The following is a 26,904-nucleotide window of genomic DNA, read 5'->3' as shown; positions in this document are numbered from 1 at the left end:
CCGTGAAATATCTGAGCGCAGGATTGCTGGTGCTGTGCATGCTGCTGCTCGGTGGCTGCAATGATGAGACTGACTTGTTTACCGGCCTGTCCGAGCAGGACTCCAATGAGGTGGTCGCGCGGCTCGCTGACCAGCATATCGATGCGCGTAAACGCACGGAGAAAACCGGTGTCGTGGTGACGGTTGCGACCAGCGAGATGAACCGCGCGGTGCGTGTACTCGACGCAGCCGGTCTGCCTCGGCATTCGCGCACCAGCCTGGGTGAGATATTCAAAAAGGAAGGGGTGATTTCGACCCCGCTTGAAGAGCGCGCCCGTTACATCTACGCCTTGTCTCAGGAACTTGAGGCAACGCTGTCGCAGATCGACGGGGTCATTGTGGCGCGGGTGCATGTGGTACTGCCAGAGCGCGTGGCGCCTGGCGAACCGGTTCAGCCCGCTTCCGCTGCGGTGTTCATCAAACACTCCGCCGCGCTGGACCCTGACAGTGTGCGCGGGCGCATTCAGCAGATGGTCGCCAGCAGTATTCCCGGCATGTCCTCGCAATCTGCAGATTCAAAGAAGTTTTCCATCGTCTTCGTGCCGGCTGCCGAATTTCAGGAGACAAAACAGTGGGTCAATTTCGGGCCTTTCAAACTCGACAGCGCGGACTTGCCCTTCTGGAACGTCATGCTCTGGGTGATACCGGCCGGGCTGGTGGTGTTACTGGGGATTGCCGCTCTGCTGTTGCGCAGTGACTGGCGTGCTGCGCTGTTGAAGCGGATCGGAGCAGGTGGCAGTCGCGGCCGTTCGACCCTCCCGGCGCGTGCATGATGGAGCAGGCCGCCGAGGATCTGTGGGTCCACTGGTGGTGTAACCCCTGGCACTGGGCGCATCCGGCCTGGCAGCACAGATTTGCCGCAGCCCATGGCTTGTCGGTCGATGAATGCGCAGCACTGATGAGCAGTCGTCACAGTGTGTTTCTGCACAGTCTTGGTATTACGCCCGGTCAGCCCCCTGAGGTTGCAGAGCCGATAGTGCGCTGGCTGGCGCTGTCGCCCGCGCAGCGTGAACAGGCAATAGCGCTGGCGCAATGCATCTGCTTTTCCCGGAACGAAAGTGAAGGCCCTGACGGGCAATGGTGCTGGGCGTTTACCAAGGCGTTGCGCCCCGGTGTCTGGCTTGATTTTCAGAACGAGGATGCGCGATTGCTGCTGGGGGCCTGGTTAGGCGCGCAATACTGGCCCCGATTGCGCCTGGCGTGGCCGCCGGAAGAGGTGGCCGACAGCCCGGGACAGGCGCCCGAAAACAAACTTCAGACGTTGTGGCAGGCGGTTTTGTGGCGTGTCACGACAAGCTGAGCCCGATTCGGCCACCTTTGTATCAGGAATCCCTCCCATGCTCGCCAAACGCAGTATTGCTCTGACCGCCGCTGCGCTGCTGCCCGAACCGATCTTGCGCCGTGAACACATCGCCGACAGCCTGCTGGCGCGTGATGTCCTCGCCGATGCACAGCAGCAGGCCAGCCAGTTACTGGCGCTTGAGCAAGAAAAAGCGCAGCGCCTTCAGCAACAGGCCCTTACGCAGTTCTGGGAAAGTGCCAATCGCTTGCTGGCCGAGCTGCAAAGCCAGCGTGAGGTGTTGCAGGAGCAGGCGATGTGCGCCGTGGAGGCGTTATTGAGCGAGTCGCTGCGGCAGTTGCTGGACGACACGACGCTGGCCGAACGCGCACGCGCAGTGGTCAGAAACCTCGCCGCCAGCCAGCTCAATGAAGCGCTGGCGACGCTCAGCGTGAACCCGGACATGGCCGAGCCGGTCGCCGAATGGCTCGCAGAAAGCCGCTTTGCCGAGCACTGGCAGCTCAAACGTGACGCGACGATAGCGGTGGGCAGCTTGCGGCTCAGCGACGCGAATGGCGCATTCGATATCGACTGGACGAACCTGCGCAACGGGCTGCTGGGTGACGAGTCGTCAGACTGACAGGGGCCTTGAGCGTCTGTCTGAGTGACACGACTGGACACTGGATCGCAAAATGGAACCGCCCGGCATGTTTGCTCCACTCAGGGTTTGAACCCTTTTGCTGGAGCACCAGAACATGATCAGTTTCAATAGCTTGCAACGCCATCTGGACAACTCTGCCGACCGCGCCCGGACCAACATGGAACACGCCGCGATGGAGGCCTCGGAAAGTGGCTCCATCGAAGACCTGCAGGCATTCAACGACGCTCAACAGCAGGTCGACGTCGCCGGTATCGCTGTCAATGAAAGCCTGCGTGCCAAACACGGCATCACCAAAGCAATCATCGATGGAATTCAGTGATTTCACCGAGATCCTCGGCCAGTGGTTTGCACAGCGTCCGGCGACGCCGCTGGACTGCTGGATCGATGACGCCAACGCTCGTCTGGCGGTGATCGGTAACGGGGTACGGTGCAGCATCGAGCTGCTCGACCCCTACGATGCCGGTGATCCGCAACGGCTGGAAGCGCTGCTCGGCGAGGGCGGTGCGAGTCTCGCCTGTGCCTGTGACGGCGCGTTTGCCATCGATCCGCAGACCCGTTGCGTGGTCCTGATCAGCTGGATAGCAAACCCCTGTGGTCTCGATGACCTGCTCACTCATCTGGAAAGTCTGGCCAATCAACGTGCGGCCCTGCTCAGCCTGATGCAAACCACTATTCGCGATACCACGCCCGGCTTATCCGGGCGTGCGATCCTCAATTACCGGCAACCGGGAGTGTGATATGCGCAAGGCCTTGATGTGGTTGCCTTTATTGTTGATCGGGGTGGCCCCTGCCACGTGGGCGGTCACCCCCGACGCCTGGAAGCACACTGCTTACGCCTATGATGCCCGGCAGACCGAGCTGTCTGACGCGCTGGCCGACTTCGCCAGAGAGTTCGGCATGGCGCTGGACATATCGCCGGTGCAGGGCAAGCTCGATGGCCGCATCCGTGCCGAGAGCCCCGAGCAATTTCTCGACCGCCTGAGCCAGGAATACCACTTTCAGTGGTTCGTCTATAACGACACGCTGTATGTCAGCCCCTCCAGCGAGCACACCTCGGCGCGCATCGAAGTGTCGCCGGACGCTGTGGATGACCTGCAAACGGCCCTGACGGATGTCGGCCTGCTGGACAAGCGTTTCGGCTGGGGCGCCTTGCCGGACGAAGGCGTAGTGCTGGTCCGCGGTCCGGCCAAATACGTGGAGTTTGTGCGCGACTACAGTAAGAAAGTCGAGAAGCCCGACGAAAAGGCCGACAAGCAGGACGTCGTCGTGCTGCCGCTCAAGTACGCCAATGCGGCCGATCGGACTATTCGTTATCGCGACCAGCAACTGGTGGTCGCCGGTGTCGCCAGCATCCTTCAGGATCTGCTGGAAAGCCGTGCGCGAGGCGAGAGCATCGACAGCGTGAACCTGCTGCCACAGGGTAATGGTGGTAATGGTATGGCGAACGGAACAGGTTCGGCGTCCACAGGCCTCTCCTACAACCTGGGCTCCAATGGCATCGACACCGCTTCCCTGCAACAGGGCATTGACCGTGTGTTGAATTTCGGCAGCAAAAAATCTTCCAAAGGTCACGCTGCTGGCCGGGCGAATATTCGCGTGAGTGCCGATGTCCGTAACAACTCTGTGCTGATCTATGACCTGCCAGAACGCAAGGCCATGTATCAGAAGCTGGTCAAGGAACTGGATGTACCGCGTAACCTGATTGAAATCGACGCGGTGATTCTCGACATCGATCGCAATGAACTGGCCGAGCTTTCCAGCCGCTGGAATTTCAATGCAGGCAGTGTCAGCGGCGGTGCCAACCTGTTTGATGCGGGCACCAGTTCGACGCTGTTCATTCAGAATGCCAGCAAGTTTTCTGCGGAACTGCACGCGCTTGAAGGCAACGGCTCGGCGTCGGTGATCGGCAACCCGTCGATCCTTACCCTGGAAAACCAGCCTGCGGTGATCGACCTGAGCCGCACCGAATACCTGACGGCCACCTCCGAGCGCGCCGCCGACATTCTGCCCATCACGGCGGGCACCAGCCTGCAAGTGATCCCGCGTTCGCTGGATCATGACGGCAAGTCTCAGGTGCAGATGATCGTCGACATCGAGGATGGGCAGATCGATGTATCGACCATCAACGACACCCAGCCAAGCGTGCGCCGCGGCAATGTCAGCACCCAGGCGGTGATCGCTGAACATGGTTCGCTGGTCATCGGCGGTTTTCATGGCCTGGAAGCCAATGACCGGATCCACAAGATCCCGCTGCTGGGCGACATTCCGTACATCGGCAAACTGCTGTTTCAGTCTCGCAGCCGTGAGTTGAGTCAGCGCGAGCGGCTGTTCATCCTGACGCCACGCTTGATCGGTGATCAGGTCAACCCGGCCCGCTACGTGCAGAACGGCAACCCGCACGATGTCGATGACCAGATGAAGAGAATCAAGCAGCGCCGCGACGGTGGTGAGATGCCGACCCGAGGCGACATCCAGAAAGTGTTTACCCAGATGGTCGACGGTACTGCGCCCGTCGGTATGCGCACCGGCGAACCCCTGCCATTCGAAACCGACAGCCTGTGTGATCCAGGCGAAGGCCTGACCCTTGATCGGCAACGCTCGCAATGGTTCGTGCAGAAGGACTGGGGCGTAGCAGTGGTCGTGGCACATAACAACACGAACAAGCCGGTGCGTATCGACGAAAGCCGATGTGGCGGTCGTTGGGTGATCGGCGTGGCAGCCTGGCCTCACGCGTGGCTGCAACCCGGTGAGGAAAGCGAGGTGTACATCGCCGTGCGCCAGCCGCAGATATCGAAAATGGCCAAAGAAAGCCGGCCTTCATTGCTCAAGGGAGCGAAACCATGAACATCCGTAGCATTGCGGTTCTGCTGGTGCTGTTCGCCACCCTGACGGGGTGCGCCACCCACGGTTGTTCTGGGAACGCCTGCAAACGCCCTGACTCCAATAACCGTGAGCTGGTTATCTGGTGGCCGCCGGACATGCGTGACGGCCTGGACGATCAGGACCATGAACGGGATTACACAGTCGTGCAGTTAAAGGATTAAAAATGATCGAGGTAACGGAGAAATCGGCGTTCTACGCCCAGGTCGCCGCGCAGAATCCGGCGGTCTGGCCAGTGGCCAATGGGGTCGCTTTTGTCAGTCGGCGTGAACACCATGACTGGGGCATCGCACTGCACATCGAAGGTCGCGCCCTGCGTCCCGAGCAACTGCGCGAAGCCTTGCAGCGACGGTTCATCGAAGCAGAGCGGTTCAATCACTACTTTCTGTTTCTGGACGTACGGCGCGACTTCGTGGTGTGGCGCGCCGTCAACGCAACGCCCGACGCGTTCGTCAGCCTGGATGAAATCCGCCGGCACGAATTGATGCTTGCCGGTCTGGAGCATTTAAGCGAAGAGCTGCACTGACGGCCTGAGTGACCGATGCTCATGAGCCTGAAATGGCAGGCTCATGAGCATCGCCTTCCGCATACATCCCCAGCCTGAAAAACCCTCCCTGCCTGCACGTCGCCCCCCCTTCGCAAAGAGACCTGAAAAAATAGGCGTCGCAGGAGCGAACCGGGCGACGCTTCGCTTGTTCGCGAAGGCGTTCGTTCAGACGCTACATATCGCTGAATTTAATGCCCCTTTCGCGAACAAGCGAAGCGTTGCCCGGTCCGCTCCCACGTCCTGCGGGCGGAAGCTTGAAATACGTGTCCTCCGGGCTCTTGAGGACTAGTGGTCTAGCGGGCACTTATCGTTCCGCACGCTCCAGCGTGGGAGTGCCTTGCGTGACGCTCTGCGTCACAGATCTGTGCTGCACTGTGCAATCAAGACCGGACGCAGAGCGTCCAGAACGGCATACGACGCGGAGCGTCGCACGATGGTGGTATTGCAGACACCTATCGTTCCGCACGCTCCCGCGTGGGAATGCCGTTCATGACGCTCCGCGTCAAAGGCTGTGCGAGCGGGTCACTGGTCGTCGTCGATACGAATCACTTCGCCAGTGATTTCGTCCAGTTGGCGGACCACTTTGTAGATGTGCGCGACGGTCAGCAGGGTAGGGCGGGGGATGTATTTGCCGGTGTTGACCTTGTACAGCGTGCGCGCCAGCCAGATGCTCTGGACCACCGGAATGCCGGCCTTTTTGGCCCGTTCGATCAACGCCAGGGCATCTTCATCCTCGCCCTTGCAGTGGATCATCGGCAGCGGTGTTTCACCCGGCCGGTAGTACAGCGCCACGGCATAGTGAGTCGGGTTGATCAGCAGCATGTCCGCTTCTTCCACTGGCTTGGGTGCGGCTGTCGGCTCCTGATTGAGAATCTCATGGGACAGTTGCCGACGATGGCCTTTGACGTGCGGATCGCCTTCTGACTGTTTGTATTCCTTCTTGATGTCCTCGTGGCTCATGCGCAGTTTTTTCGCATGGAAGTACTTCTGCATGGCAAAGTCAGCCATGGCGATGACCAGCAGCAACCCCAGGATCACGCGCAGGATGTGCCTGAACAGTTCGACCAAGGCATGCCAGTAAGTGGTCAGGTCGCTGTTGGCCAGCAATATCAGGGTGCCCAGTGCCGGTTTCACCTGGGTGTACAACACCGCTGTGATAGCGGCCGCTTTGAGGATGCTGAGCAACAGATTGGTAATGTTCTGCCCGGAAAACATCTGTTTCGCATGGGAGAAGGGGTTGATCTTGTTGATGTCGAGCTTCAACGCCTTGGGGGCGAACAGGAAGCCGATCTGCATCCAGCTGCTGATCAGGCGCATGAGCATCGCCATGCCGACGCTGCACAGGGTAAAGCTGAGCAACACCGAAAAGCCTTCGTTGGCGATCAGCTCGACCGATGACGTAAAGGGTCGGTCAATACCCTTGAACGAAAGCGCGAGCAAGGCCTGCAAGCGACTGATGCTTTCATCGGCCAGGCCCAGGGTGATTTCACTGACGGCCAGCAACACCAGCAGCTTGCCGATGTCCTGACTTTGCCCGACCTGACCCTTTTCCCGCGCATCGCGGATCTGTTTGGGCGTGGCCTTTTCGGTTTTTTCGCTCACGGCAACTGCACCATCTGGCTCAGCAGCGACTTCAGGTCAGCCAGTTGTGTCAGCTGGCCAGTGCCCAGTTCCAGCAGGGTCGGCAGGTAGATCAGCAGGAATGCGAGGCCAGCCATGCTTTTGGCGGGCATGGCCAGAATCGAGACGTTGAGCTGTTGCGCATACAAACCGATGATCGCCAGCGCGGCTTCGATCAGCAACAGCAGGCCAATGAATGGCGCGGCGTACAGCATCATGTGTTGCAGGGTCTGATTCAACTGTCCGAGAAACACATCCAGCCCTTCGGCCGTCATGCCTGGCAGCCACGAGGTGGGCGGCCACACACTATAACTGTCCCAGATGACCTGGGTAATCATCGACAGGCCGCCCGTCACGATCACCAGCATGATCAGGGTTTCCTGAAACAGCTCGCCCAGCGGCGTAGCGTCCGGCCCCAGCGAAGGGTTTATCTGACCGCCGCTGAGTGCGCCGCGCTGGCTGTCGAGCAATGCACCGACCGAGGCGAACATCCAGAATGGCGCGTACAGCAGCATGCCCAGCAGCGTGCCCAACACTGCTTCCTTGAGCAGCAGGCCGCCAATCGCAAACCAGTCTTCGTTGAGTGAGGTCAGCGCCCGGCTGATGCCCGGTGCCGGAATCATTGCCACTACCGCTACGACTGCGTAGCGCAACGGTCCTTTCAGGTATTTGAAGCAGAAGGCCGGCACCAGCAGCATGCACGGCACCAGTCGCGCCATCGCCAGGCCCATGCCCAGTATGAGTTCAAAGAAATCCTCGGCGTGCAGAGGCATCTAGTGGGCAACTCCGGACCGGGCAATCAGGTCGAAGGCCATGTTGATGAACTGGATAAGCTCGACGCCGATCCAGCGGCCAGTCATGGCCAGCGTCAAACCGACCGCAGCCAGCTTGATACCAAAAGGCAGCGTCTGATCCTGAATCTGCATCAAGGCCTGCAACAGCGAGGTGATGACCCCCACCAGCACTGCCACACCGAGCGGCGGGGCAGTCAGGATGACCACCAGAAACATGCCCTGCTTGAACAATGCCAACGCTTCCATGTTCGCCTCACATATACGAATAGAACAGGCTGTCGAGCAGGCGCGACCAGCCCGACACCAGCACGAATAACAGCAGCTTGAGCGGCAGTGACAGGGTCATCGGCGAGACCATCTGCATGCCCAGTGCCAGCAGCAGGTTGGAGACGATCAGGTCAATCACGATAAACGGGATATAGATCAGAAAACCGATCTCGAAACCGGCTTGCAGCTCCGAGAGGACAAAGGCCGGGATGGCCAGCAGCAGGTCGTTCTTGCTCGCCTGATCGGCCATTTCCTTGGGCCACATGCGTTGGGTGTTTTCGAGCAGGTGCGCGACCACGTCAGGATCGGTGTTGCGCGTCATGAAGCGTTGCAGCGGCTCGATGACCGTTCTGGCACTGGCCTGAAGCTTTTCGGTATTACCCAGTTCCAGCGGGTGCTCATGCACGCGCTGCTGCATTTCATGCGCCACCGGGGCCATGACAAACAGCGTTGCGGCCAGCGCAATGCCGTAAAGCGCCATGTTCGGCGGTACTTGCTGGACGCCGATGGCGTTGCGGGTGATCAGCAGGGTCATGGCGATTTTCAGGAACGCGGTGCAGACGATCAACAGAAAGGGGATCAGCGACATCGCACCGAGAAACAGCGCCAGCAGGAGCGGATTCGCTCCTTCCATGATCATGGGCGAGCCGCCAGCCGGGTAATCTGCAGGCCGAGCCGGCCATCGACATCGACCAGTTCGCCTTCGGCCAGCACCCGGTCGGCGTGGCACAAGGTGGCATATCCGGGCGCGATGCCGCTGACCTCGAGAATGGTGCCGGCATCCAGACGGCGCAGCTCGGCGAGGGTGAGCCGCAGTTCGCCGCAGCGCAGGGTCAGGTCCAGCGCCAGGGAGTCAAAATCAGACGCTGCGTTGTGCGGGGCTGGCTCATCTTCTGGCTCTGGTTCCGGCTCCTGCTGCTCCGCAAAGGCGTGCCCGGACTGCCCGTCCGTTTCCGGCCAAGACTGTTCGTGGTCCTGCTCAGTCGCCTCATCGTCGTAGTCGTCGAGACTTTCGACCTCGTCCTGATACAGATCTTCAGTACTCATGGTGACTGTGCTCCTCGTGGCTGAGCCGCAATGAAAGGTGCTGCGCCTGATGCTCGGCCTGTGCCGCCCAGCTTCGTCCGGCGAGTGGCAGGACGCCTTGTCCGGCACTGTCGAACAGGCAACGGGCAGGCAGGACCACGTCGCCAGGCCGCAGCGACGCGAGTTGTTCCAGGGTCAGTGACAGCTCGCCGATGATCAGCGGGGTGTTCACCGACAACGACTCATCGACCGGCTGCTGCCGGGCTTGCCATCGCGCAGAGCGCAACAGCCTGATCAAGGTTTGCGGGGCGGCGTGCAGGTGGGCATGGACCTGTTGATCAGCCCGCCGGACCTGAATCCGGCAGCCAACGGCATGATCCGCCTTGCAGTCGGACAGCGGTTCGATGGGGGCCAGCAGGTCGGCAATGGTCGGGCTCAGGCGCTGATTGAAAAACTGCCAGTACCAGGCCTGCTGATCGCCAGCCAGCGTCAGGGGGATATCGCCCAACAGGCTCAACAGGGCTTCGGTGTCGCTCAGGCACACCGGACCGATGGCCGTGCTCAGCCATACGCCGACTGCTGGCGTAGCGGCTTCGGCGAGTAATGGCAGCAGCGTGAGTTCGGCATCATGGCCCTGGGCGCTGAAGCTCAATTGCTGACCGGCACCCAGTTCACGCGTGGCCTCGGCCAGCAGCGGGGCGACCTTGCGCAGGCGCAGCGCACTCATGCTGCAAGGTCTTCATGCATGGACAGATCAACGTCCTGGCCCAGCGCTTCCGAAAGCGAATTCCGGCATGCGCCTGCATGGCTGCTCAAACGCTTGAGTACGTCGCGACGCGCGAAACCCAGCTGGATGCTCCAGCGGTTGTCAGCCTTGCTGGCGCTGACCCGAACGCTGCCCAGATTGGGCATCAGCAGCGTGAAACCGAGCGGACCTTCGGGCTGATCCGGCAGGCGTTGTGCGATCTCGTCGATAAGCTGGGTCGGCACCTGATCCGCGTGCATCGGGAATGCGATGCCACCCCCGGAGAAGCTCTGTTGATCGGGCTCGGCGCCTACCGGCGGCACCAGCAGTTGTGAGAAGAACATGCCATCGGCGTTCATCGGCATATCCTGCAGGGATTTGTTAAGCGCCGAACGATTCGTCGCTGCGTCACCGCGCGCTGACCCACCGAATGCTGGCCGCTTGTCACCGAATGGCTTGTCGCTGAACGGCGCTGGAGGCCGGTCCACAGGTTTTTCCCGTGGCGGCGGCGCTGGCGCTTTGGCCGGGGTTTTGATGGGTGCGGTCATCGTCACTTAACCTTCTTCGTTGAGCGTCTCCTCCATGCAGGCGAGTTTCTCGACCGCGCGCTGAGACGCCTTGGCTTGCAGCCGTTTCTGTTCAAGCAACGCCTGTTGTTCAGCTACTCGTAACTGCTGTTGCTGCACGTCCTGGCGGATGTAAGCCAGACGGTCGAGCATGTTCTTTTCTTTTTCATGCCAGCGATCGACATCGTTCAGGCTGATGGTTTTTTGCAGATGCGCACTGGACAGGCTCTCGCGACGTCGTTTGTGGTTGTCACGTTCCTGAACCAGCGACGCCTTTGTCTCAGATAAGTGGTCGAGCATCGATTTCAGTTCCAACTGCGCCTGGCGATGCGCACGTTCGGCACTGGCCTGACGATGCTGGCGCAGGGGGGTGAGCAGGCTGATGACCTGTTCCAGAGCGACCTGTTGCGGGTCGTCCTCCAGTAGTTCGTCCATGGCTATTCCGGCAGTTGCGAGGTGAGTCGCAGCAGCCTGTCCAGGGTTTCCTGCAATGGCACGGGCTCACGCAGGTCCTGGCGGAGGAAGGTGTTTATCGCGTCGTTCAATTGCACGGCGCAGTCGGTGACCGGATCAGCCCCGGCCTGGTATTCACCCAGACGCAAGAGCATTTCCACCTGTTTATAGGCAGCCAGCAACTGGCGCAGGCGATTGTTCGCCCGCTGATGTTCGCGCCCGGTCACGTTGCTCAGAATCCGGCTGATGCTGGCGGACACATCGATAGCGGGGTAGTGCCCGCGCTCGGCCAGTTTGCGCGACAGCACGATGTGACCGTCCAGCAACGAGCGCACTTCGTCGGCGACCGGATCGTTCATCGAGTCCTGCTCGATCAGTACGGTGTAGAGCGCCGTGATCGAACCGTTCTCGCTCATCCCGGCGCGCTCCACCAGACGCGGCAGCAGGGTGTATACCGAAGGGGGCAGGCCGCCACGACCCAGTGGCTCGCCCGAGGCAATGCCGATTTCCCGTTGCGCACGGGCAAAGCGGGTCAGCGAATCGAGCAGCAACAGCACTTTCTGGCCGCGAGCGCGAAACGCCTCGGCGATGGCTGTTGCGGTAAACGCTGCGCGAGCGCGCTCCATACTGGAACGATCGGACGTTGCACAGACCAGCACCGAGCGGCTGCGCAGGGTTTCATCCAGCTCATGATCGAGGAACTCGCGCAGCTCGCGACCCCGTTCGCCGATAAGCCCGAAGACAATGACGTCGCAATCCATGTTGCGCGCCAGTTCGGCCATCAGCGTGGTCTTGCCACAACCCGCACCGGCAAACAGCCCGACACGCTGGCCTTCACCCAGCAGGATGGCGCTGTCAATCGCCCGTATCCCGGTAGGCAGGGCGCGGGTGATGCGCGGTCGCTGTGTCGGTGGCAGGGCGTCGGCAATCACCGGGAGGGTCGTGCGGCGGTCGTTGGGGCCGGCGAAAGCGCCCAGGCAATCGCCCATCAATGGCCGCCCGAAGCCGTCCAGCACGCAGCCCAGCAAGCTATCATCGACGCCGATCCTGTGTGCGATTCCCAACGGGCGGATGGGCGCACCGACCTGAATACCGTCCGGTGCGCCCAACGCGCTGAGCAAGGTGCATTCCTGAGTGAAACCAACGATTTCGGCCAACAGAAAACTGCCGTCGGCTTTGCTCACTTCACAGAGATCGCCGACCTTGGCTGACGGGATCTTGCACTCCAGCAGAATCCCGCGCACCGCGCTCACCCGGCCGCTGACGCGTACTGCCGAGTAGCGCGAAAGACGTGTGCCCTGGCGTTCCTGCCACTGGCTCAGCGCGGCATTCACCACTTCACCTCAATGTGCCGGTCGCCATCGAACTGCAAGCGTTGATCATCGATTTTGGTCAGGCGCAGGCCGTCGACTTCATCACCGACGTATATGCGTCGGCCGTCAGCCGTGACAAGATGTGCATGGGGGCCAGTCATGATCTGCACCACCACGAACGGCAGGGTAGCGTGGGCGCTGCTGACGTTATCCAGCACGGTCACAGGGGAGTCGTAACGGTCCTTGAAGCGTTGCAGCATGCGCTGATACACCAGCAGCGATTCATCCTTGAGATTGCCATTGAGCACTAGGCCCTCCGGCGTTTCCTGGACGCTGACATCGGTCAGCAGGCGGTCACTGAGCATGCTGTTCAGCTGATGGCGGACGGCGTCGGCGCTGCTCAGGCGTATCCGCCCGGCAGTTGCCGGAGACTTTTGCGCTGCGGGCGTTGCACGGGTCGGTTCTGGAGCAGACGCGACCGCCGAGGCCATGTGTGCCGGGCCTTGGTCCATCACCATGGCCGCCGGGCGCGTCAGGCTCCAGGCGCTGCCAATGACCCCCACCAACAGCCCGGCAATGATCCCTGTGGTGCGGTTGAGAAACTGCGAGCGCGATTTGACTTTTTCCAGCGGCGCTTCATTGCGCGCAGGTTCGGATTCAGCCTGTGGCTGCTGGGGGATGACGGCGGGCACCGCTGGCCAGTCATCACCGGCAGGCGAAACGCACAGCCACACCGAACCGAGCATGAACGCGCGGTTGAGGGGCAGATCGACACTGGCGTGTGAAGTGCCATCTTCGTCGCAGACGGGGCCTTCTTCCGCGTTCAGGACCCAGTTGTCGTCCTGACGTTGCAAGCGACAATGCAGGTTCTGCACGCCCGCATCGTCCAGCGCCAGATCCAGCTGTGCGGCAGAGCCAATCGACCACCGCTCGCCCACCAGTGGCAGGGCTGCGCCTTGGTGCTGGCCGTTCAGTACGCGTAATTCAAACATCAGACCCTCTCCCTGAGCTCAAGCCTGACAGGCTCAAGCGGCATGCTCGTTGTCCAGCTGTTCAAGGTCGTCTTCCAGGTCGAAGCGACCCATGACCCTGACCTTGGCTGCGTTGCTGATTTCCGCAAAAGACAGCACGGGGACGTGATAGAACTCTTCTCTCAACAAGGTGCGCAATGGGCTGCGCAGGTCCTGCGCGACCAACAGCACTGCCTGTTCAGGTGCGCGCAACGGGAAGGCGATATGCAACTGCTGCACGAGCATCTGACTGATCTCGTTGCTCAGCGCGAAGAAGGTTTCGGTCTGCGTCTGGCGCAGGCCGTCGCGCAACAAGCCTTCGCTTTCCGGTGTCAACAACCAGACCTGCAAGCCATCGGGACCGGAGTACTGGTGGTAGATCTGAGACTTGAGGGCGATACGCACGTAGTCGGTCAGCACGCTGGTGTCGCGTTCATGCTGACAGTGCTCGATCAGGGTTTCGGCAATTACTCGAATCGTACGTAACGGCACGCACTCCGACGCCAGGCGTTGCAGCACGGCCGAGAAGCGCGTCAGGGTCAGGACCCTTTGCATTTCCTGGGCGAGTTCCGGCTGTTCGGATTCCAGCCAGCCAAGAATGGCTTTGGTTTCCTGCAAACCGATGAACTGCGGACCGCAGGCCTGCAGGGCGCGCTCCATGCGTTCGACGATCAGGGTCATGGAGCTGACGCTGGGTAGCTCGCCGCTCTGTTCGGCGGGCAGCCACACCCACTGATCTTCCTGTCGGTCGGTTGTGCCGGAGATCGCTGTCGGTAAGGTTTCACCCTGCAACTGGCGTGCATCCACCGCCACATGGGTATCGCTAAACGTCGCTTTGAGCATGGGTACGTCATAGACCATGAAGCGAAATTCGTCTGGTGGCAGCTGGTCGACGTACTCGATGATGAAAGAAGGCAGGGTCAGGCCAAACTGCACCACCAGCCGGTTGCGGCGTTGACGTATCTCGCTGACCAGCGCGTCGACTTGCGCGCTGCTCTGGCCAGGGTGGAATTGCATGACGAACTGGCGGCTGGGAGAAAAGGTGCGCAAGTCTTCCTTGCCATTCATTTCCGGTGGCACAGCGACGGCGCCTTGCTCCTCAGCCTTGGGTTTGGCCCGTTGCAGTTGCAGCATGCCGCCGGCGCCGCAGATGATTGCGATGGTGATGAACACGCCGGTCGGCATGCCCGGCAGGGCAGCGAAGCCGAGCATGGCCACGGCGGCGATGATCCAGGCCTTGGGCTGGCTGGTGATCTGCTCGGCGATTTCACGACCGATGTTGGCTTCGACGCCGGCTTCGGTATTAGGGACCCGGGTGATGATCATGCCGCAGGTCACGGAGATCAGCAGCGCCGGAATCTGTGCGATCAGGCCGTCACCGATGGTCAGTACGGTGTACAGCTGCAAGGCGTCGCCTGCCGACATGCCGTGCTGTACGACACCGATGGAAATACCGCCGATCATGTTGATGGCGACGATGATCAGGCTGGCGATGGCGTCGCCGTTGACGAACTTCATCGCCCCGTCCATGGCCCCGAACAACTGGCTTTCCTTGTTCAGCTCGGCGCGACGTTTACGTGCTTCCTGAACGGTGATCAGGTTTGCCCGCAAGTCGCTGTCGATGGACATCTGCTTGCCGGGCATGGCGTCCAGGGTGAAGCGCGCGCCCACCTCGGCCACCCGTTCCGAGCCCTTGGTGATCACCAGAAAGTTGACCACCGTCAGGATCAGGAAGATCACCAGGCCCACTGCCAGGTTGCCGCCCACCACAAACTGGCCGAACGCTTCGACGATGTGACCGGCGTCCTGGTTGAGCAGGATCAGGCGTGTGGTGGAAATCGACAGCGCCAGACGAAACATCGTGGTCAGCAGCAGCACGGCGGGGAAGGTCGAGAACGCCAACGGCCTTGGCAGGTGCATCGCCAACATGATCAGCAGGCAGGAGATACAGATATTCACTGCGATCAGCACGTCGACCAGCCCGGTGGGCAGTGGCGTGATCATCATGAACACAATGGCAATCACGAACAGCGCGCCGACCACTTCTGAACGGCGCATGGCCGACAGCGCGATCATGTTCAGTGCATTGATGATTCTGTTCATCAGGCAAGTACCCCGTAAAGCTGCTTCTGTTCCTGCAGGGTGAGTTCAGCCATCAGAATGAGCAGGTTACTCAGTGCGGTCTGACGGCTCTTCATGTCACGCCAGAGCAGAATCGGCAGTTGCAGCAACATCGGCCGCAACCCGTTGAGAAACGCCAACTGGTGCTTGAGCTGTTTGCCACCGATGTGTTGGGTCAGCTGAAGGGTCTGGTTCACATTCATTCCATTGGCGGTCAGGGTCAGCAAGTGCTTGAGAAAGGCTGGCGGATCGACTTTCAGATCGGGGTTCTTGTTGCGCATCCGTCCCAACAGGTGTTCACAGCCTTTCAACAGCGTGGTTACGTGGCGTGCGGTATTGAGGCCGTGCATCAAGGTGCGCAGTTGTTCGTGGGAGGCCGATGGCGTAATTGCCGACAGGTCATCGGCAATGGCGATGCGCATGTCCCGCAGGTCGTGGTCGAACTGCCCTGCCTCTTCCTGTTCGTTGAGCAGTGCTTCGATCAGCCCGGTGATGTTCGGTTGGCCGGAGACCGCCACGTTGTACAGATTGCGCAGGGCGGCCCGGCGTTTGTTATCGATGTTCGGGCGGGCAAAGGCCTTGGCGGTGTTGATACCCGCTCGCGCACGCGGGCCGTATTTTCGGCGCAGCAGTTTCAGCTTCTGCGTCAGGACCACATGTTCGCCGGTGGCGCCATCGGCTTCCGCCTGCTTGCGGGCCGCCTGCAATACCACGTGCGCCTTGGCGGCATCGCCGTCGGTAAACGCCAGAACCAGCGACAGATCGTTGGAAGCGTCTTCCTGTACGAGCTTTTTACGCAGCATCTTGGCAGCGTTATCCAGCCCGGTGTCCTGGGCACCCATCAACAGCTGATAAAGCTCACCCAGCTTCACCGCGCGCGATTGCAAGGCATTGTTGCTGGCGATGAGTTCGCGCTGATGCAGGATGCGGCTGTGCTGGACCAGCGCCGCAGCGAAGCGCGAAATCTGTTGCTGCGATGTCCCGGAACTGTGCGGAGCGACGCTGGTGAGCGGCAACGCAGCAGGTGTCACGACGCGGGTCGGCGTGACCGGAAGTGTCTGCATGGGAAGCGGAGCGACAATTTTCATAGGGCAATTCTGAGCCAGGTCATGTCCGCTGAGTGGGTCATGGTCCCGGTTCGGTTCCCTATGGGAAGGCACTCATGTGTTTGTGCCAAAAGCTGCTAGCGCAAATCAGGCTTTGCGCAAGATTTTGTATTACAAAGAATTACAAAATTTGAATTAATGTTTTAAATCAATGATTTAAATTCATTTTTTAGCTGGCACGGTTATCGCTATAGGGCTTGCACACTCTCATTAAAAGGTAAGCCCATGTTTCAGGACCTTGTGATTCTCGACGCAACCCAGCCGCGCCAGTCATCGTCGTCCGCCGGCATTCGCCAGCTTTCGGCCGATCAGATTCAAATGCTCAGAGCATTCATCCAGAAGCGTGTCATGAACCCTGACGATGTCGATGACATTCTGCAGTGTGTGTTTCTTGAGGCGCTGCGCAACGAGCACAAGTTTCAGCACGCCAGCAAGCCTCAGACCTGGCTGTGTGGCATTGCGCTGAACCTGATCCGCAATCACTTCCGCAAAATGTACCGCCAGCCGTATCAGGAAAGCTGGGAAGACGAAGTCCATTCCGAGCTGGAATGGAACAGCGATATCACGCACCAGGTAGACGGCCATCGGCAATTGGCGCGCGTCATCGCGGCCATCGATTGCCTGCCTTCGAACATGCAGAAAGTCCTGGAAGTGTCTCTGGAAATGGACGGCAATTATCAGGAGACGGCGAACACGCTCGGCGTACCGATCGGCACTGTGCGTTCGCGGCTGTCGCGGGCCAGGGTGCAGTTGAAACAGCACATCGACCCGTTCGCCTGAATGGCGGTTTCGATGATTTCTCTGGAACCAACCTCGTCGCTCAACCACACAGTTGCCATCCCTCATACTCGGATGGCAACTTACCATGCGTATTTCTGGCTCTCCCTTCAGCGGTATCGTTAATCAACCCACCCCGAACGAACTGGCTGGGGAGTCGCCTCTTGCCAAAGCTTTACTGACGCCGGCCGGAGGTGGTCAAGCCGGTGTGCAGTTCGGTCAGGCAGCTGCAAATCCGGCAGGCATGCCCACTGGGGCCGAACAGACTGCGTCGTCGATCCTGTCCTTGCTGCTCAAAGGAAGTGGCGAGAATACGCCAGCCACTGCTGACCCGCAGGTGCAGCCTCAGCCCTCCAGCGATGCGCCCGCACAGGTCGCCCCCACCGCACCGGTCGCGCCCGCTGCGGCTCCCGAAAGTACTGATGCATCCGACCCGGCCAATGCGCCAAAGGCGGCAGATGCAGCCTTCCTTGATGACTCCGAATACTCGTCGCCCGAGGCTCTGAAACGCTGGGAACCGATGGTTGCGCATTTACCGCCCGAACAACGCCTGCAAGCTGAAAAGGAACTCAACCGGCCGATTGCAGCAGCCTGGATGGCCCGCGAGGATGGCCCCAATGCCGCCAAGGCAATGGATTTCATCAACGCCAATCCGGCGCTTAAAACCGCAGTCGACGTCGGTAAGAGTGGCGGCAATGCGGACGGTAAAATCACCAACAAGGACCTCAAGGCGTTCGCCAAGAATATGGAAAAAGCCGCAGACAAGGCCGATGACGACCTTGCGGATTACATCAAGAACAATCCCGACGCTGACCCGCAATCACTGGAAATGGTCCGTAATGCATCGGTCATGCAGGCCAACATGCCGCTGGTCAAGGCTGCCGATCCCCACCACGCTGTCGGTGCCACTGATAAAAGCGACGTCGACGGCAACGTCAGCGCCGATGACCTGAAAGGCCTGGCACAGAGCAACCCCGGCTTGTCTGGAACGCTCAAGCAATCCTGCAACACCTGGTCGCAACCCGGCTTTCTCGGGCAGCTTGACGAAGCGGGGATGACAGGGCGCAAAAAAGCCGCTCACAGCCCGGACCAGTTGTTTGACGCAAAAAACCTGAGTGAGTGGATCAAGAACAGCGCGCCGACCAATGGCGGACAGTTCGCCAGCATGCTCAGCGACGCTGCGACCCTGAACTCCGTTGCAGGCATTGATATCAGCAAACTCAACTCGGACGTGTTCGACGACACTAAATCCAAGTCCTTCAGCGGCGCACAAAAAGCCGCGGTCATGGTCAAGCTGCAGCAGACCCAGCAGAGCGTTATTGCCGGGCGCAAACTGCGCGACACCGAAAAAACCGAATCCGAACTGAACGACAGAATCAGCAAACTACAGTCTGATCCTGACGTGCAGGCTTACCTGAACAAGTCCATCCCCGAGCAGGAGCGCAAGCTGGTAGGCAGCGATTCCGCGCTGAAAAAGGCGGTGGTTGAACAGGCGAAAAACGTTAACAGCGGGCAGGCGCTTCAGACTGACATGGCGACCGCCGACAAGGCCGTCGACAAGAAAAAGCCGAATGCCGATTACAGCGGTGCCATCAGCGGCCTTTCCGCCCAGCTGGAGCTGCAAAAAGACCTGTTCCCCGACACCCAGGTGCCAACTGCCGATCAGGTCATTGGTAGTCGTCCCGAATTGCAAACCAGGATCGCCGACTCCTACGTGCACAACTTCAGCGAAGGCGGTGCACTGAAACAACTGCTCGGCCAGAAGAAAGCCGATGCCGGTGAGTCCCTGCAAACCGCTGATAACCAGAAAGCGATTTACGACAGCGTATTGCCCAGCGATTTCACCCAGAGCCAGCAAAGTGACTATCTGAATTCCACCGTGACCCAGCTACAGGACTCAAAAAAGGGCCGCAAACTGCTTGAAGGCAAGAACGAAGACAATCAGGGCCCGTCGATCGTCAGCCAGGTTGCCTCGGAGATGGGGCCGCGTGCGCTGCAGTCGGTAATGGGCTTCGCTTCAGTGTCCGACATGCTCGCTCAGGGCAACAAGCTGGGCGCCGCGCAAACCATCGTTGACAGCGCAAAGCTGGGTGGTGAAGCGATCAAGGGCGGTATTGATGCCGGCGCAAAAATGATGGGGCGTGAAGCATCGGCCGGCCTCGGTCGCATGGCTGGCCAGATAGCAGGCCGCGCCATCGGCATGGTCGCAGGCGAAGCCACCGGCCTTGCCGCAGGTGCCGCCCTGGGTGCTGCGATCCCGGTGATCGGCTGGGCAATTGACGGCGCAATGGCATTGGGCTTCGGCATCTCGGCGATTGTCGACGCGGTCAAGAAGCACAAGGCACAGAAGGCCTTTGATCATAACGTTGACCCGGTGCTGGAGCAGTTCGGGATTTCGAAGGCGCATTGATGGGGCCTTTCAGGACCGGGCATCGTGCCTGGTCCTTGAATCTGTGGTGTTGTGTAAGCGCTCCACAAACCCCACTTGGCTAAAGATGGGTAAAGCGTTTAGCGGTGAAGTCGAGGTTCGCAGTTCCACGGCAGCAAGGCTTCGTAATCCTCAAAGGCAGAAACCGTTGCGCTCCCGTTACAAGATCTTCACTCGGTTGCGTGGCTTCTTGAGGAAAACGAAAAGTACCGGATCAACCACTGCGACCTTGATGTCCAGTTCGACCAGCGCGGCGAGGCCGTCGATGGATTTTCGGAAGTCGACAGGTTTGGGATAGAGATAGAATTTTTCGACTTTGGCGTCGGGACGCATCATGAGGTGCTGGCTCTAGAAAGGAATCGGGAGCACAGCATCAGGGGTCAGAGGGCGGCTTTGAATGTGGGGTTTATGGAGCGCTTACGGTGTTGTCGCTCATGTGCCGTGTTGATAAAAAGGGCGTACACCCGGATGGATGTACGCCCTTTTCAAAAGCTTGATGCCTGTACGTATTACTGTAGTTATTAAGCGTCAGATAATCTCAACCGGGACTTTCTTGCCTTTAGGCAATGTAACAATCAGCGCGCGAGCTGTCTCTCCGTCGTCCGCGGCTGACGAAACGTCCGAATAGACCTTGCCACCCTTTTCAAGGAAGTCACCCAGTCTCATCTTGACCGCCACATGATTACCGTGAGCATAGCCACGAATCGCATCTCGCGCCCGCGAGCCTACCATTACATTCAGCGATGGATCTTTCAGATCCGTAGCGTGGGCGTTTTTCGGGAAGTAAGCTCTTGCCTCGTGAGGTAAAGCCCCGATATGCCTGGCGAACGGATTGGGCTGCAATTCTTCGTGCAAAGCGATACTTGCACATGACTGTGGGTTACCCGCCAGTTTACCGCCTTGCACATAGTGTTTATCGGTTGTCCTGTAGAGCGGTGTTTCGTCGTTAAGCCCGATTTCTCTCATCGGATCATGAGTGTTCAGGAACTGTTCTCTCTGGCTGGCCGACAGTTGATAGATGGACGTTAGGGTCTCTCCGCCGACATGGTGAGTTTGCGTCGAGGGGCCTGCAATGTTTCGCGGGCTGGCGGGAGGGCTATAAACCTGATGAGCGCCCGAAGTGCCACATATATTACCCATAATAACTTCCTCTTTTGACTACGACAGTTTTCTTCGGTTTTTAAGGTCTAAACTTGCGGCCGGCACACTGATTGGTTTTATTTCAAATGTGCCAAGTCACGTCGATCAATCGACAACGTCGGCGCGTACTTTTCGGCCTTTAGGCAGGGTGACTATTAAAGCGTTTGCTGTATCGCCATTGGAAGCAACCGCAGAGACATCCGTATAGACCTTGCCGCCTTTCTCCAGAAAGTCGCCGAGTCTCATCCTGACGGCGACATGATTACCATGCGCGTAGCCGCGCACGGCATCCCGTGCTTGTGAGCCAACCATCACATTCAAGGAAGGGTGTTTCAGATCCGATGCGCGCATTTCCTTCGGGCGATAAGCCGTCGCTTCGCCTGGCGAAGCGCCTACATAACTGGCGAACGGGTTATCAACCAGCTCTTCATGCAAGGCTATGCGAGCACATGACTCGGGATTGCCCGCGAGCTGTCCTTTGCGAAGATAGGTCTTGTCAGTCGTCCTGTAGAGTGGCGTTTCAGCGTCCAGGCTGAACTTGCGCATGGGGTCGTGACGGTTGAGAAACTGCTCTCGCTGTGAAGGGGAGAGCTGATAAACCGACGTTAACCTTTGCTCTCCTATGGGATGAGCAGGTGTTGAAGGGCCAGAGACCCGTCCTGGACTGGCTGTTGGACTATAGACGTGTTGAGAACCTGAAACTCCACACACATTACCCATCACTGCTTCTCCGCTTTTATGTGAACTTGAATGTTTTTCTAATTCCGCCTGCGACCTCAAGCAGGTCCTCGAATACCTTGCGCATTTCAACGTTGTTCATTTCAATCAGGGGAATACGCGTGTGCAGTACGCCAGCCTTTTCTTCACTCATTCCAAAGGTTAGGAAGGGCTTTCTAAGGCTGAAGTTGTTTAACTGAAGTGCATTACTCAGTGTGTCATTGCTGGCTTCTTGAAGCTTTCCGATATCGGCCACGAAATGCACCCATCGATATTCATCCTGATAGACTTTTATTTCGATGCCGCTCTGGAACTCAAAACAATAGACTTCATTATCATGCTTCTTGTCGTGCAAGTTAGGCATGCTGTAATCTTTTGCCAGACCGTCCACAAGAAGATCAAATGAGTTTTTCATAATGCACCTCGATTATTTTGACGATTTTGAGTGGTCGTCGAGAGGCATCAGGTTCCATTTTTTTGGGGAAGGGCGGCCGCCGGGCAAGGCTCTGGCGTGCTGCGACCCCGAGCAGATCTACCCGCGCCCAGGTGTGGAGTGGGCAATTTTTCTGAAGGGGGTGGATCGGGGCGGGTGTTACGACCGATGCTGTTCTGGCCGTACAATCTGGAGCCGGCTGCGTTAGAGTACTTTTCGCCAGACGAAAAAAAAGACCTTGAATTTCAAGGTCTTTTTTCAATGGTGGTGCCCCGAGGGAGAATCGAACTCCCACTTCTTTCGAAAACGGATTTTGAATCCGCCGCGTCTACCAATTCCGCCATCAGGGCTCAATGGCGGCGAAGTATAAGGATGAGTTTTCCGTTGGTCAACAGGGATTTACGCAGGTTTTTTACTAATGCCGTCAAACCGGATAAACTTCCCGGCCCTGCTAAACGAACCCGATCATGCGCGTCGCTGACTTTACTTTCGAACTCCCCGATTCCCTGATTGCTCGTCACCCGCTGGCCGAGCGTCGCAGCAGTCGTCTGTTGACCCTCGATGGGCCGACTGGCGTGCTGGCACATCGTCAATTCACTGATTTGCTTGAGCATGTGCGCCCCGGCGATTTGATGGTGTTCAACAATACCCGGGTCATTCCAGCGCGGCTGTTCGGCCAGAAAACCTCCGGCGGCAAGCTGGAGATTCTGGTCGAGCGCGTGCTGGACAGCCACCGTGTGCTGGCGCACGTGCGTTCCAGCAAGTCGCCCAAACCGGGCTCGTCGATTCTGATCGATGGCGGTGGCGAGGCCGAGATGGTGGCGCGGCACGACGCGCTGTTCGAGCTGCGCTTCGCCGAAGAGGTGCTGCCGCTGCTGGAGCGTGTCGGGCACATGCCGTTGCCTCCTTATATAGACCGTCCGGACGAAGGCTCGGACCGCGAGCGTTACCAGACCGTCTACGCCGAGCGTGCCGGTGCGGTTGCCGCGCCGACTGCCGGGCTGCATTTCGATCAGCCGTTGCTGGACGCGATTGCCGCCAAGGGCGTTGAAACGGCGTTCGTCACGCTGCACGTCGGCGCGGGCACCTTTCAGCCGGTGCGTGTTGAGCAGATCGAAGACCACCACATGCACAGCGAGTGGCTGGAAGTCAGCCAGGATGTGGTTGACGCCGTAGCGGCGTGCCGCACACGTGGCGGGCGGGTGATCGCGGTCGGGACCACCAGCGTGCGCTCGCTGGAAAGTGCGGCGCGTGATGGCGAGTTGAAGCCGTTCAGCGGCGATACCGACATCTTTATCTATCCGGGGCGACCGTTTCATGTGGTCGATGCCCTGGTGACCAATTTCCATCTGCCTGAATCCACGCTATTGATGCTGGTTTCGGCGTTCGCCGGTTACCCCGAGACCATGGCCGCCTATGCGGCAGCGGTCGAGCATGGGTACCGCTTCTTCAGTTACGGGGATGCGATGTTCATCACCCGCAATCCCGCGCCGACGGCCCCACAGGAATCGGCACCAGAGGATCACGCATGAGTCGCACCTGTCGTATGTCTTTCGAGTTGTTGGCCACCGACGGCAAGGCCCGTCGCGGCCGCCTGACCTTTCCGCGTGGCGTGGTCGAAACCCCGGCGTTCATGCCGGTGGGCACCTATGGCACGGTTAAGGGCATGCTGCCGCGTGATATCGAGGCCACCGGTGCGCAGATGATCCTGGGCAACACCTTTCACTTGTGGCTGCGTCCGGGCACCGAGGTCATCAAGGGTCATGGCGACCTGCACGATTTCATGCAGTGGCAGGGGCCGATTCTGACCGACTCCGGCGGTTTTCAGGTGTTCAGCCTCGGCGCCATGCGCAAGATCAAGGAAGAGGGCGTGACCTTCGCCTCTCCGGTGGATGGCGCCAAGGTGTTCATGGGGCCGGAAGAGTCGATGCAGGTGCAGCGTGATCTGGGCTCGGACATCGTGATGATTTTCGATGAATGTACGCCGTATCCGGCCGATGAAGACGTAGCGCGAATCTCCATGGAGCTGTCGCTGCGCTGGGCCAAGCGTTCCAAGGTCGCGCACGGCGAGAACACCGCTGCGTTGTTCGGCATTGTTCAGGGTGGCATGCACGAGAACCTGCGCATGCGCTCGCTGGAGGGGCTGGACGAAATCGGTTTCGACGGTCTGGCGATTGGCGGTCTGTCGGTGGGCGAGCCCAAGCACGAGATGATCAAGGTGCTGGACTACCTGCCGGGCCAGATGCCGGCGGACAAACCCCGTTACCTGATGGGTGTAGGCAAGCCGGAAGATCTGGTCGAAGGTGTACGCCGTGGCGTTGACATGTTCGACTGCGTCATGCCGACCCGCAACGCGCGCAACGGCCATCTGTTCATCGATACCGGTGTCCTGAAAATCCGTAACGCGTTCCATCGCCACGACAATACGCCACTTGACCCGACCTGCGATTGCTATACCTGCAAGAACTTCTCGCGCGCTTATCTGCATCACCTGGACAAGTGTGGGGAAATGCTGGGGAGCATGCTCAATACAATCCACAATTTGCGGCACTACCAGCTGCTGATGGCTGGTTTGCGCGAGGCTATTCAACAGGGTACATTGGCCGCCTTCGTCGATGCCTTCTATGCCAAACGCGGCCTTCCTACGCCGCCTCTGGGTTGAAACAGAACGAGTTTTTCCTGCTTTTATACTAATTATGTAACTGGAGCGACAAATGAGCTTTTTCATCTCTCCCGCTTTTGCGGATGCTGCTGCACCGGCTGCCGGTCCTGCAGGCAGTGGTTTCGAGTGGATCTTCCTGGTCGGTTTCCTGGTCATCTTCTATCTGATGATCTGGCGTCCACAGGCCAAGCGCGCGAAAGAGCAGAAAAACCTGCTGGGCAACCTGCAGAAAGGCGACGAAGTCGTAACCAGCGGCGGTATCGCCGGCAAGATCAACAAAGTGACCGACGACTTCGTCGTGATCGAAGTGTCCGACACGGTTGAGCTGAAAATCCAGAAAGGCGCCATCGCGGCCACTCTGCCTAAAGGCACCCTGAAAGCGATCTGAGTAGCAACTTTTTACCCATCGACGGGGCGCGCAAGGCGCCCCGCGTTTTAAGCGGGCGGCGTGATGCTGAACAAATACCCTCTGTGGAAATACATACTGATCCTGGCGGTGCTGGTGGTCGGTTTTATTTATTCCGCACCTAATCTCTATCCTGATGATTCTGCCATTCAGATCAGCGGCGCAAGTACTGCGCTGCAAGTCACTCAGGCAGACGTGGATCGTGCAGCCAAGGCGCTTGCCGATGCTGGCATCCTGGTCAAGGCTTCTTCTCTGGCCGAGAATGGCAAGGGCGGTTTGTTGCGTCTGAGCAAGCAGGAAGACCAGTTGCCGGCCAAGGATGTCGTGCGCAAGGCGCTGGGTGATGACTATGTCGTCGCACTGAACCTGGCTCGCACCACGCCGACCTGGTTGCGTAACCTGGGTGCAAGCCCGATGAAACTCGGCCTCGACCTGTCCGGTGGCGTGCACTTCCTGCTGGAAGTCGACATGGACAAGGCAATCGATGCCCGTCTGAAGGTCTACGAAGGCGAAGTCAAATCCCTGCTGCGCAAGGAAAAAGTGCGTTATCGCAGCCTGCCGCAATTGGGCAACGTGATTCAGCTGGGCTTTACCGATGACGCAGAGCGCGAGCAGGCTCGTGCGCTGGTTCGCAAGACCTTCACCGACTTCGAAATCACGCCTGCCGAGCTGAACGGTATCCCCGTGCTGCGCATGGCACTGACGCCAGCCAAACTGGCCGAGATTCGCGAATATTCGATCAAGCAAAACCTGACCACCGTGCGTAACCGGGTCAACGAGCTGGGTGTTGCCGAGCCGCTGGTTCAGCGTCAGGGTGCCAACCGCATCGTGGTCGAGCTGCCGGGCGTGCAGGACACGGCCGAAGCCAAGCGTATTCTGGGCAAGACCGCCAACCTCGAGTTCCGTCTGGGCGCAGGCCCGGATGATTCGAAAGGCACCACCGAGATGTTCGAATTCCGCGAAGGCGGTCGTCCGGCAGCAGCGGTGGAGCGTGGCCTGATCATTACCGGTGATCAGGTGACTGACGCCAAGGCCAGCTTCGACGAGCACGGCCGTCCGCAGGTGAACATCAACCTTGATGGTCACGGTGGCGAGCTGATGAGTCGCGCAACCCGCAGCAATGTGGGTCGCAGCATGGCGGTGATCTTCATCGAGCAGCGTCCGACCACCACGTACACGAAGCAGATGGTCAACGGCGTCGAAAAAGACGTGCCGGTCCAGACCTTCAAGGAAGAGAAGAAAATCATCAGTCTGGCGACCATCCAGTCGCCGCTGGGCAAACAGTTCCGGATTACCGGTCTGAATGGCCAGGGTGAATCTTCCGAGCTGGCGCTGCTGCTGCGTGCCGGTGGTCTGGCTGCGCCGATGTACTTCGCTGAAGAGCGCACCATCGGTCCGAGCCTGGGTGCCGACAACATCACCAAGGGTATCGACGCTTCCCTGTGGGGCATGCTGTTCGTCTCGATCTTCATCATGGCGATCTACCGTTTCTTCGGTCTGATCGCTACCGTTGCCCTGGCCCTGAACATGGTCATGCTGCTGGCGCTGATGTCCTTGCTGGGTGCCACACTGACCCTGCCGGGTATCGCCGGTATCGTGTTGACCATGGGCATGGCGGTGGACGCCAACGTGCTGATCTTCTCGCGGATTCGTGAAGAGATCGCCAATGGCATGACGGTGCAACGCGCTATCAACGAAGGTTTCGATCGTGCCTACACGGCGATCCTCGACGCCAACCTGACGACGCTGCTGGTCGGCGGCATTCTCTTTGCGATGGGCACCGGCCCGGTCAAAGGGTTTGCGGTGACCATGTCGCTCGGGATCTTTACCTCGATGTTCACGGCCATCATGGTGACCCGCGCTATGGTCAACCTGATCTACGGCGGTCGTGACTTCAAGAAGTTGTGGATTTAA

Annotated in this window: 30 protein-coding genes and 1 tRNA gene; 14 read left to right on the top strand and 17 right to left on the bottom strand. The window is 59.3% G+C overall.

Annotation, left to right across the window (positions count from 1 at the left end; all coding sequences use genetic code 11):
- The first annotated feature begins 2 nt into the window (after positions 1-2).
- The 8 genes from sctJ to I9H07_RS17860 all read left to right on the top strand — a co-directional run bounded on the left by sctJ (position 3) and on the right by I9H07_RS17860 (position 5,385).
- The gene (gene sctJ, locus I9H07_RS17895; protein ID WP_024675418.1) at positions 3-812 is read left to right on the top strand and encodes a type III secretion system inner membrane ring lipoprotein SctJ; all 810 of its coding nucleotides are present in this window, start codon (positions 3-5) and stop codon (positions 810-812) included.
- Positions 812-1,339, top strand: a complete 528-nt coding sequence (locus tag I9H07_RS17890) for a hypothetical protein (RefSeq protein ID WP_024675419.1) — start codon at positions 812-814, stop codon at positions 1,337-1,339. Before sctJ ends, I9H07_RS17890 begins: the two co-directional genes overlap by 1 nt.
- 37 nt (positions 1,340-1,376) lie before the next feature.
- Entirely contained in the window at positions 1,377-1,958 is a 582-nt protein-coding gene (gene sctL, locus I9H07_RS17885; protein ID WP_236425297.1) for a type III secretion system stator protein SctL, read from the top strand.
- A 115-nt stretch (positions 1,959-2,073) separates the two neighbouring features.
- On the top strand, positions 2,074-2,298 hold the full coding sequence (locus I9H07_RS17880; RefSeq protein ID WP_024675421.1) for a type III secretion protein: 225 nt from the start codon (positions 2,074-2,076) through the stop codon (positions 2,296-2,298).
- Complete coding sequence (locus I9H07_RS17875; RefSeq protein ID WP_024675422.1) at positions 2,285-2,716, top strand: hypothetical protein; 432 nt, start codon at positions 2,285-2,287, stop codon at positions 2,714-2,716. The genes I9H07_RS17880 and I9H07_RS17875 overlap by 14 nt, the downstream gene beginning before the upstream one ends.
- Before the next feature lies 1 nt (position 2,717).
- A complete protein-coding gene (gene sctC, locus I9H07_RS17870) occupies positions 2,718-4,823 on the top strand; it encodes a type III secretion system outer membrane ring subunit SctC (protein ID WP_024675423.1) in 2,106 nt (701 codons plus the stop codon).
- Positions 4,820-5,023, top strand: coding sequence for an HrpT family type III secretion system protein (gene hrpT / locus I9H07_RS17865; RefSeq protein ID WP_024675424.1), 204 nt, complete (start codon positions 4,820-4,822; stop codon positions 5,021-5,023). The genes sctC and hrpT overlap by 4 nt, the downstream gene beginning before the upstream one ends.
- 2 nt (positions 5,024-5,025) lie before the next feature.
- Positions 5,026-5,385 carry a hypothetical protein gene (locus I9H07_RS17860; RefSeq protein ID WP_024675425.1) on the top strand — a complete coding sequence of 120 codons (360 nt, stop codon included), beginning with the start codon at positions 5,026-5,028 and terminating at the stop codon, positions 5,383-5,385.
- 543 nt (positions 5,386-5,928) lie between these two features.
- On the opposite strand, the gene sctU is transcribed toward I9H07_RS17860, so the two are convergent.
- The 12 genes from sctU to sctW are packed head-to-tail and all read right to left on the bottom strand — an operon-like array spanning position 5,929 to position 16,409.
- Positions 5,929-7,008: a type III secretion system export apparatus subunit SctU gene (gene sctU, locus I9H07_RS17855; RefSeq protein WP_024674862.1), complete on the bottom strand. Its 1,080-nt coding sequence runs from the start codon at positions 7,006-7,008 to the stop codon at positions 5,929-5,931.
- Positions 7,005-7,799 carry a type III secretion system export apparatus subunit SctT gene (sctT, locus tag I9H07_RS17850; RefSeq protein ID WP_024674861.1) on the bottom strand — a complete coding sequence of 265 codons (795 nt, stop codon included), beginning with the start codon at positions 7,797-7,799 and terminating at the stop codon, positions 7,005-7,007. The genes sctU and sctT overlap by 4 nt, the downstream gene beginning before the upstream one ends.
- A complete protein-coding gene (sctS, locus tag I9H07_RS17845; protein ID WP_024645226.1) occupies positions 7,800-8,066 on the bottom strand; it encodes a type III secretion system export apparatus subunit SctS in 267 nt (88 codons plus the stop codon).
- A 7-nt stretch (positions 8,067-8,073) separates the two neighbouring features.
- The gene (gene sctR / locus I9H07_RS17840; protein ID WP_024674860.1) at positions 8,074-8,727 is read right to left on the bottom strand and encodes a type III secretion system export apparatus subunit SctR; all 654 of its coding nucleotides are present in this window, start codon (positions 8,725-8,727) and stop codon (positions 8,074-8,076) included.
- The gene (locus I9H07_RS17835) at positions 8,724-9,134 is read right to left on the bottom strand and encodes a FliM/FliN family flagellar motor switch protein (protein WP_236425296.1); all 411 of its coding nucleotides are present in this window, start codon (positions 9,132-9,134) and stop codon (positions 8,724-8,726) included. The genes sctR and I9H07_RS17835 overlap by 4 nt, the downstream gene beginning before the upstream one ends.
- Entirely contained in the window at positions 9,124-9,840 is a 717-nt protein-coding gene (locus I9H07_RS17830) for a hypothetical protein (RefSeq protein WP_024674858.1), read from the bottom strand. The genes I9H07_RS17835 and I9H07_RS17830 overlap by 11 nt, the downstream gene beginning before the upstream one ends.
- Entirely contained in the window at positions 9,837-10,406 is a 570-nt protein-coding gene (locus I9H07_RS17825) for a flagellar hook-length control protein FliK (protein WP_024674857.1), read from the bottom strand. The genes I9H07_RS17830 and I9H07_RS17825 overlap by 4 nt, the downstream gene beginning before the upstream one ends.
- A 6-nt stretch (positions 10,407-10,412) precedes the next feature.
- Entirely contained in the window at positions 10,413-10,859 is a 447-nt protein-coding gene (locus I9H07_RS17820; RefSeq protein ID WP_024674856.1) for a hypothetical protein, read from the bottom strand.
- Positions 10,860-10,861: 2 nt separating this feature from the next.
- A complete protein-coding gene (gene hrcN, locus I9H07_RS17815; RefSeq protein ID WP_024674855.1) occupies positions 10,862-12,211 on the bottom strand; it encodes a type III secretion system ATPase HrcN in 1,350 nt (449 codons plus the stop codon).
- Complete coding sequence (sctD, locus tag I9H07_RS17810; RefSeq protein WP_024674854.1) at positions 12,208-13,182, bottom strand: type III secretion system inner membrane ring subunit SctD; 975 nt, start codon at positions 13,180-13,182, stop codon at positions 12,208-12,210. Before sctD ends, hrcN begins: the two co-directional genes overlap by 4 nt.
- Positions 13,183-13,215: 33 nt before the next feature.
- On the bottom strand, positions 13,216-15,303 hold the full coding sequence (gene sctV, locus I9H07_RS17805) for a type III secretion system export apparatus subunit SctV (protein WP_236425295.1): 2,088 nt from the start codon (positions 15,301-15,303) through the stop codon (positions 13,216-13,218).
- Complete coding sequence (gene sctW, locus I9H07_RS17800) at positions 15,303-16,409, bottom strand: type III secretion system gatekeeper subunit SctW (protein WP_024674852.1); 1,107 nt, start codon at positions 16,407-16,409, stop codon at positions 15,303-15,305. The genes sctV and sctW overlap by 1 nt, the downstream gene beginning before the upstream one ends.
- 243 nt (positions 16,410-16,652) lie before the next feature.
- On the opposite strand from sctW, the gene I9H07_RS17795 reads away from it, so the two are divergent.
- Complete coding sequence (locus I9H07_RS17795; RefSeq protein ID WP_024674851.1) at positions 16,653-17,207, top strand: RNA polymerase sigma factor; 555 nt, start codon at positions 16,653-16,655, stop codon at positions 17,205-17,207.
- 85 nt (positions 17,208-17,292) lie between these two features.
- Complete coding sequence (locus tag I9H07_RS17790; protein ID WP_236427033.1) at positions 17,293-19,614, top strand: type III effector HrpK domain-containing protein; 2,322 nt, start codon at positions 17,293-17,295, stop codon at positions 19,612-19,614.
- A gap of 177 nt (positions 19,615-19,791) precedes the next feature.
- On the opposite strand, the gene tnpB is transcribed toward I9H07_RS17790, so the two are convergent.
- From tnpB to I9H07_RS17765, 5 genes are all read right to left on the bottom strand, one after another.
- Positions 19,792-19,968: an IS66 family insertion sequence element accessory protein TnpB gene (gene tnpB, locus I9H07_RS17785; RefSeq protein ID WP_080266663.1), complete on the bottom strand. Its 177-nt coding sequence runs from the start codon at positions 19,966-19,968 to the stop codon at positions 19,792-19,794.
- 192 nt (positions 19,969-20,160) lie between these two features.
- Positions 20,161-20,772 carry an AvrPphF family type III effector gene (locus I9H07_RS17780; RefSeq protein WP_024674849.1) on the bottom strand — a complete coding sequence of 204 codons (612 nt, stop codon included), beginning with the start codon at positions 20,770-20,772 and terminating at the stop codon, positions 20,161-20,163.
- A 105-nt stretch (positions 20,773-20,877) separates the two neighbouring features.
- The gene (locus I9H07_RS17775; RefSeq protein ID WP_024674848.1) at positions 20,878-21,492 is read right to left on the bottom strand and encodes an AvrPphF family type III effector; all 615 of its coding nucleotides are present in this window, start codon (positions 21,490-21,492) and stop codon (positions 20,878-20,880) included.
- Between the two features lie 16 nt (positions 21,493-21,508).
- Complete coding sequence (locus I9H07_RS17770; protein ID WP_024674847.1) at positions 21,509-21,904, bottom strand: CesT family type III secretion system chaperone; 396 nt, start codon at positions 21,902-21,904, stop codon at positions 21,509-21,511.
- Between the two features lie 283 nt (positions 21,905-22,187).
- A tRNA-Leu gene (locus I9H07_RS17765) sits at positions 22,188-22,272 on the bottom strand.
- A 117-nt stretch (positions 22,273-22,389) separates the two neighbouring features.
- Here I9H07_RS17765 and queA point away from each other — a divergent pair.
- From queA to secD, 4 genes are all read left to right on the top strand, one after another.
- Positions 22,390-23,454: a tRNA preQ1(34) S-adenosylmethionine ribosyltransferase-isomerase QueA gene (gene queA, locus I9H07_RS17760; RefSeq protein ID WP_024674846.1), complete on the top strand. Its 1,065-nt coding sequence runs from the start codon at positions 22,390-22,392 to the stop codon at positions 23,452-23,454.
- Between the two features lie 14 nt (positions 23,455-23,468).
- Positions 23,469-24,584: a tRNA guanosine(34) transglycosylase Tgt gene (gene tgt / locus I9H07_RS17755; protein WP_151201605.1), complete on the top strand. Its 1,116-nt coding sequence runs from the start codon at positions 23,469-23,471 to the stop codon at positions 24,582-24,584.
- 52 nt (positions 24,585-24,636) lie between these two features.
- Positions 24,637-24,972, top strand: a complete 336-nt coding sequence (gene yajC, locus I9H07_RS17750; RefSeq protein ID WP_002552468.1) for a preprotein translocase subunit YajC — start codon at positions 24,637-24,639, stop codon at positions 24,970-24,972.
- 63 nt (positions 24,973-25,035) lie between these two features.
- Positions 25,036-26,904, top strand: coding sequence for a protein translocase subunit SecD (gene secD, locus I9H07_RS17745; protein ID WP_236424864.1), 1,869 nt, complete (start codon positions 25,036-25,038; stop codon positions 26,902-26,904).

The organism is Pseudomonas syringae, from assembly GCF_023278085.1.
In the GTDB taxonomy this organism is placed as follows: Bacteria; Pseudomonadota; Gammaproteobacteria; order Pseudomonadales; family Pseudomonadaceae; genus Aquipseudomonas; species Aquipseudomonas syringae_Q.
Note: the sequence above shows the minus strand (reverse complement) of the source record. Positions and strands in the feature narration are given on the sequence as shown.

Coding starts and splice junctions, on each gene's coding strand:
- I9H07_RS17820 (WP_024674856.1), bottom strand. CDS start 10,859: ATGGACGAACTACTGGAGGACGACCCGCAACAGGTCGCTCTGGAACAG.
- sctS (WP_024645226.1), bottom strand. CDS start 8,066: ATGGAAGCGTTGGCATTGTTCAAGCAGGGCATGTTTCTGGTGGTCATC.
- sctD (WP_024674854.1), bottom strand. CDS start 13,182: ATGTTTGAATTACGCGTACTGAACGGCCAGCACCAAGGCGCAGCCCTG.
- hrpT (WP_024675424.1), top strand. CDS start 4,820: ATGAACATCCGTAGCATTGCGGTTCTGCTGGTGCTGTTCGCCACCCTG.
- I9H07_RS17890 (WP_024675419.1), top strand. CDS start 812: ATGGAGCAGGCCGCCGAGGATCTGTGGGTCCACTGGTGGTGTAACCCC.
- I9H07_RS17880 (WP_024675421.1), top strand. CDS start 2,074: ATGATCAGTTTCAATAGCTTGCAACGCCATCTGGACAACTCTGCCGAC.
- yajC (WP_002552468.1), top strand. CDS start 24,637: ATGAGCTTTTTCATCTCTCCCGCTTTTGCGGATGCTGCTGCACCGGCT.
- I9H07_RS17830 (WP_024674858.1), bottom strand. CDS start 9,840: ATGAGTGCGCTGCGCCTGCGCAAGGTCGCCCCGCTGCTGGCCGAGGCC.
- I9H07_RS17780 (WP_024674849.1), bottom strand. CDS start 20,772: ATGGGTAATATATGTGGCACTTCGGGCGCTCATCAGGTTTATAGCCCT.
- sctW (WP_024674852.1), bottom strand. CDS start 16,409: ATGAAAATTGTCGCTCCGCTTCCCATGCAGACACTTCCGGTCACGCCG.
- I9H07_RS17795 (WP_024674851.1), top strand. CDS start 16,653: ATGTTTCAGGACCTTGTGATTCTCGACGCAACCCAGCCGCGCCAGTCA.
- sctT (WP_024674861.1), bottom strand. CDS start 7,799: ATGCCTCTGCACGCCGAGGATTTCTTTGAACTCATACTGGGCATGGGC.
- queA (WP_024674846.1), top strand. CDS start 22,390: ATGCGCGTCGCTGACTTTACTTTCGAACTCCCCGATTCCCTGATTGCT.
- I9H07_RS17825 (WP_024674857.1), bottom strand. CDS start 10,406: ATGACCGCACCCATCAAAACCCCGGCCAAAGCGCCAGCGCCGCCGCCA.
- I9H07_RS17835 (WP_236425296.1), bottom strand. CDS start 9,134: ATGAGTACTGAAGATCTGTATCAGGACGAGGTCGAAAGTCTCGACGAC.
- sctR (WP_024674860.1), bottom strand. CDS start 8,727: ATGATCATGGAAGGAGCGAATCCGCTCCTGCTGGCGCTGTTTCTCGGT.
- I9H07_RS17775 (WP_024674848.1), bottom strand. CDS start 21,492: ATGGGTAATGTGTGTGGAGTTTCAGGTTCTCAACACGTCTATAGTCCA.
- I9H07_RS17860 (WP_024675425.1), top strand. CDS start 5,026: ATGATCGAGGTAACGGAGAAATCGGCGTTCTACGCCCAGGTCGCCGCG.
- secD (WP_236424864.1), top strand. CDS start 25,036: ATGCTGAACAAATACCCTCTGTGGAAATACATACTGATCCTGGCGGTG.
- sctC (WP_024675423.1), top strand. CDS start 2,718: ATGCGCAAGGCCTTGATGTGGTTGCCTTTATTGTTGATCGGGGTGGCC.
- sctL (WP_236425297.1), top strand. CDS start 1,377: ATGCTCGCCAAACGCAGTATTGCTCTGACCGCCGCTGCGCTGCTGCCC.
- I9H07_RS17770 (WP_024674847.1), bottom strand. CDS start 21,904: ATGAAAAACTCATTTGATCTTCTTGTGGACGGTCTGGCAAAAGATTAC.
- I9H07_RS17790 (WP_236427033.1), top strand. CDS start 17,293: ATGCGTATTTCTGGCTCTCCCTTCAGCGGTATCGTTAATCAACCCACC.
- tnpB (WP_080266663.1), bottom strand. CDS start 19,968: ATGATGCGTCCCGACGCCAAAGTCGAAAAATTCTATCTCTATCCCAAA.
- sctV (WP_236425295.1), bottom strand. CDS start 15,303: ATGAACAGAATCATCAATGCACTGAACATGATCGCGCTGTCGGCCATG.
- I9H07_RS17875 (WP_024675422.1), top strand. CDS start 2,285: ATGGAATTCAGTGATTTCACCGAGATCCTCGGCCAGTGGTTTGCACAG.
- tgt (WP_151201605.1), top strand. CDS start 23,469: ATGTCTTTCGAGTTGTTGGCCACCGACGGCAAGGCCCGTCGCGGCCGC.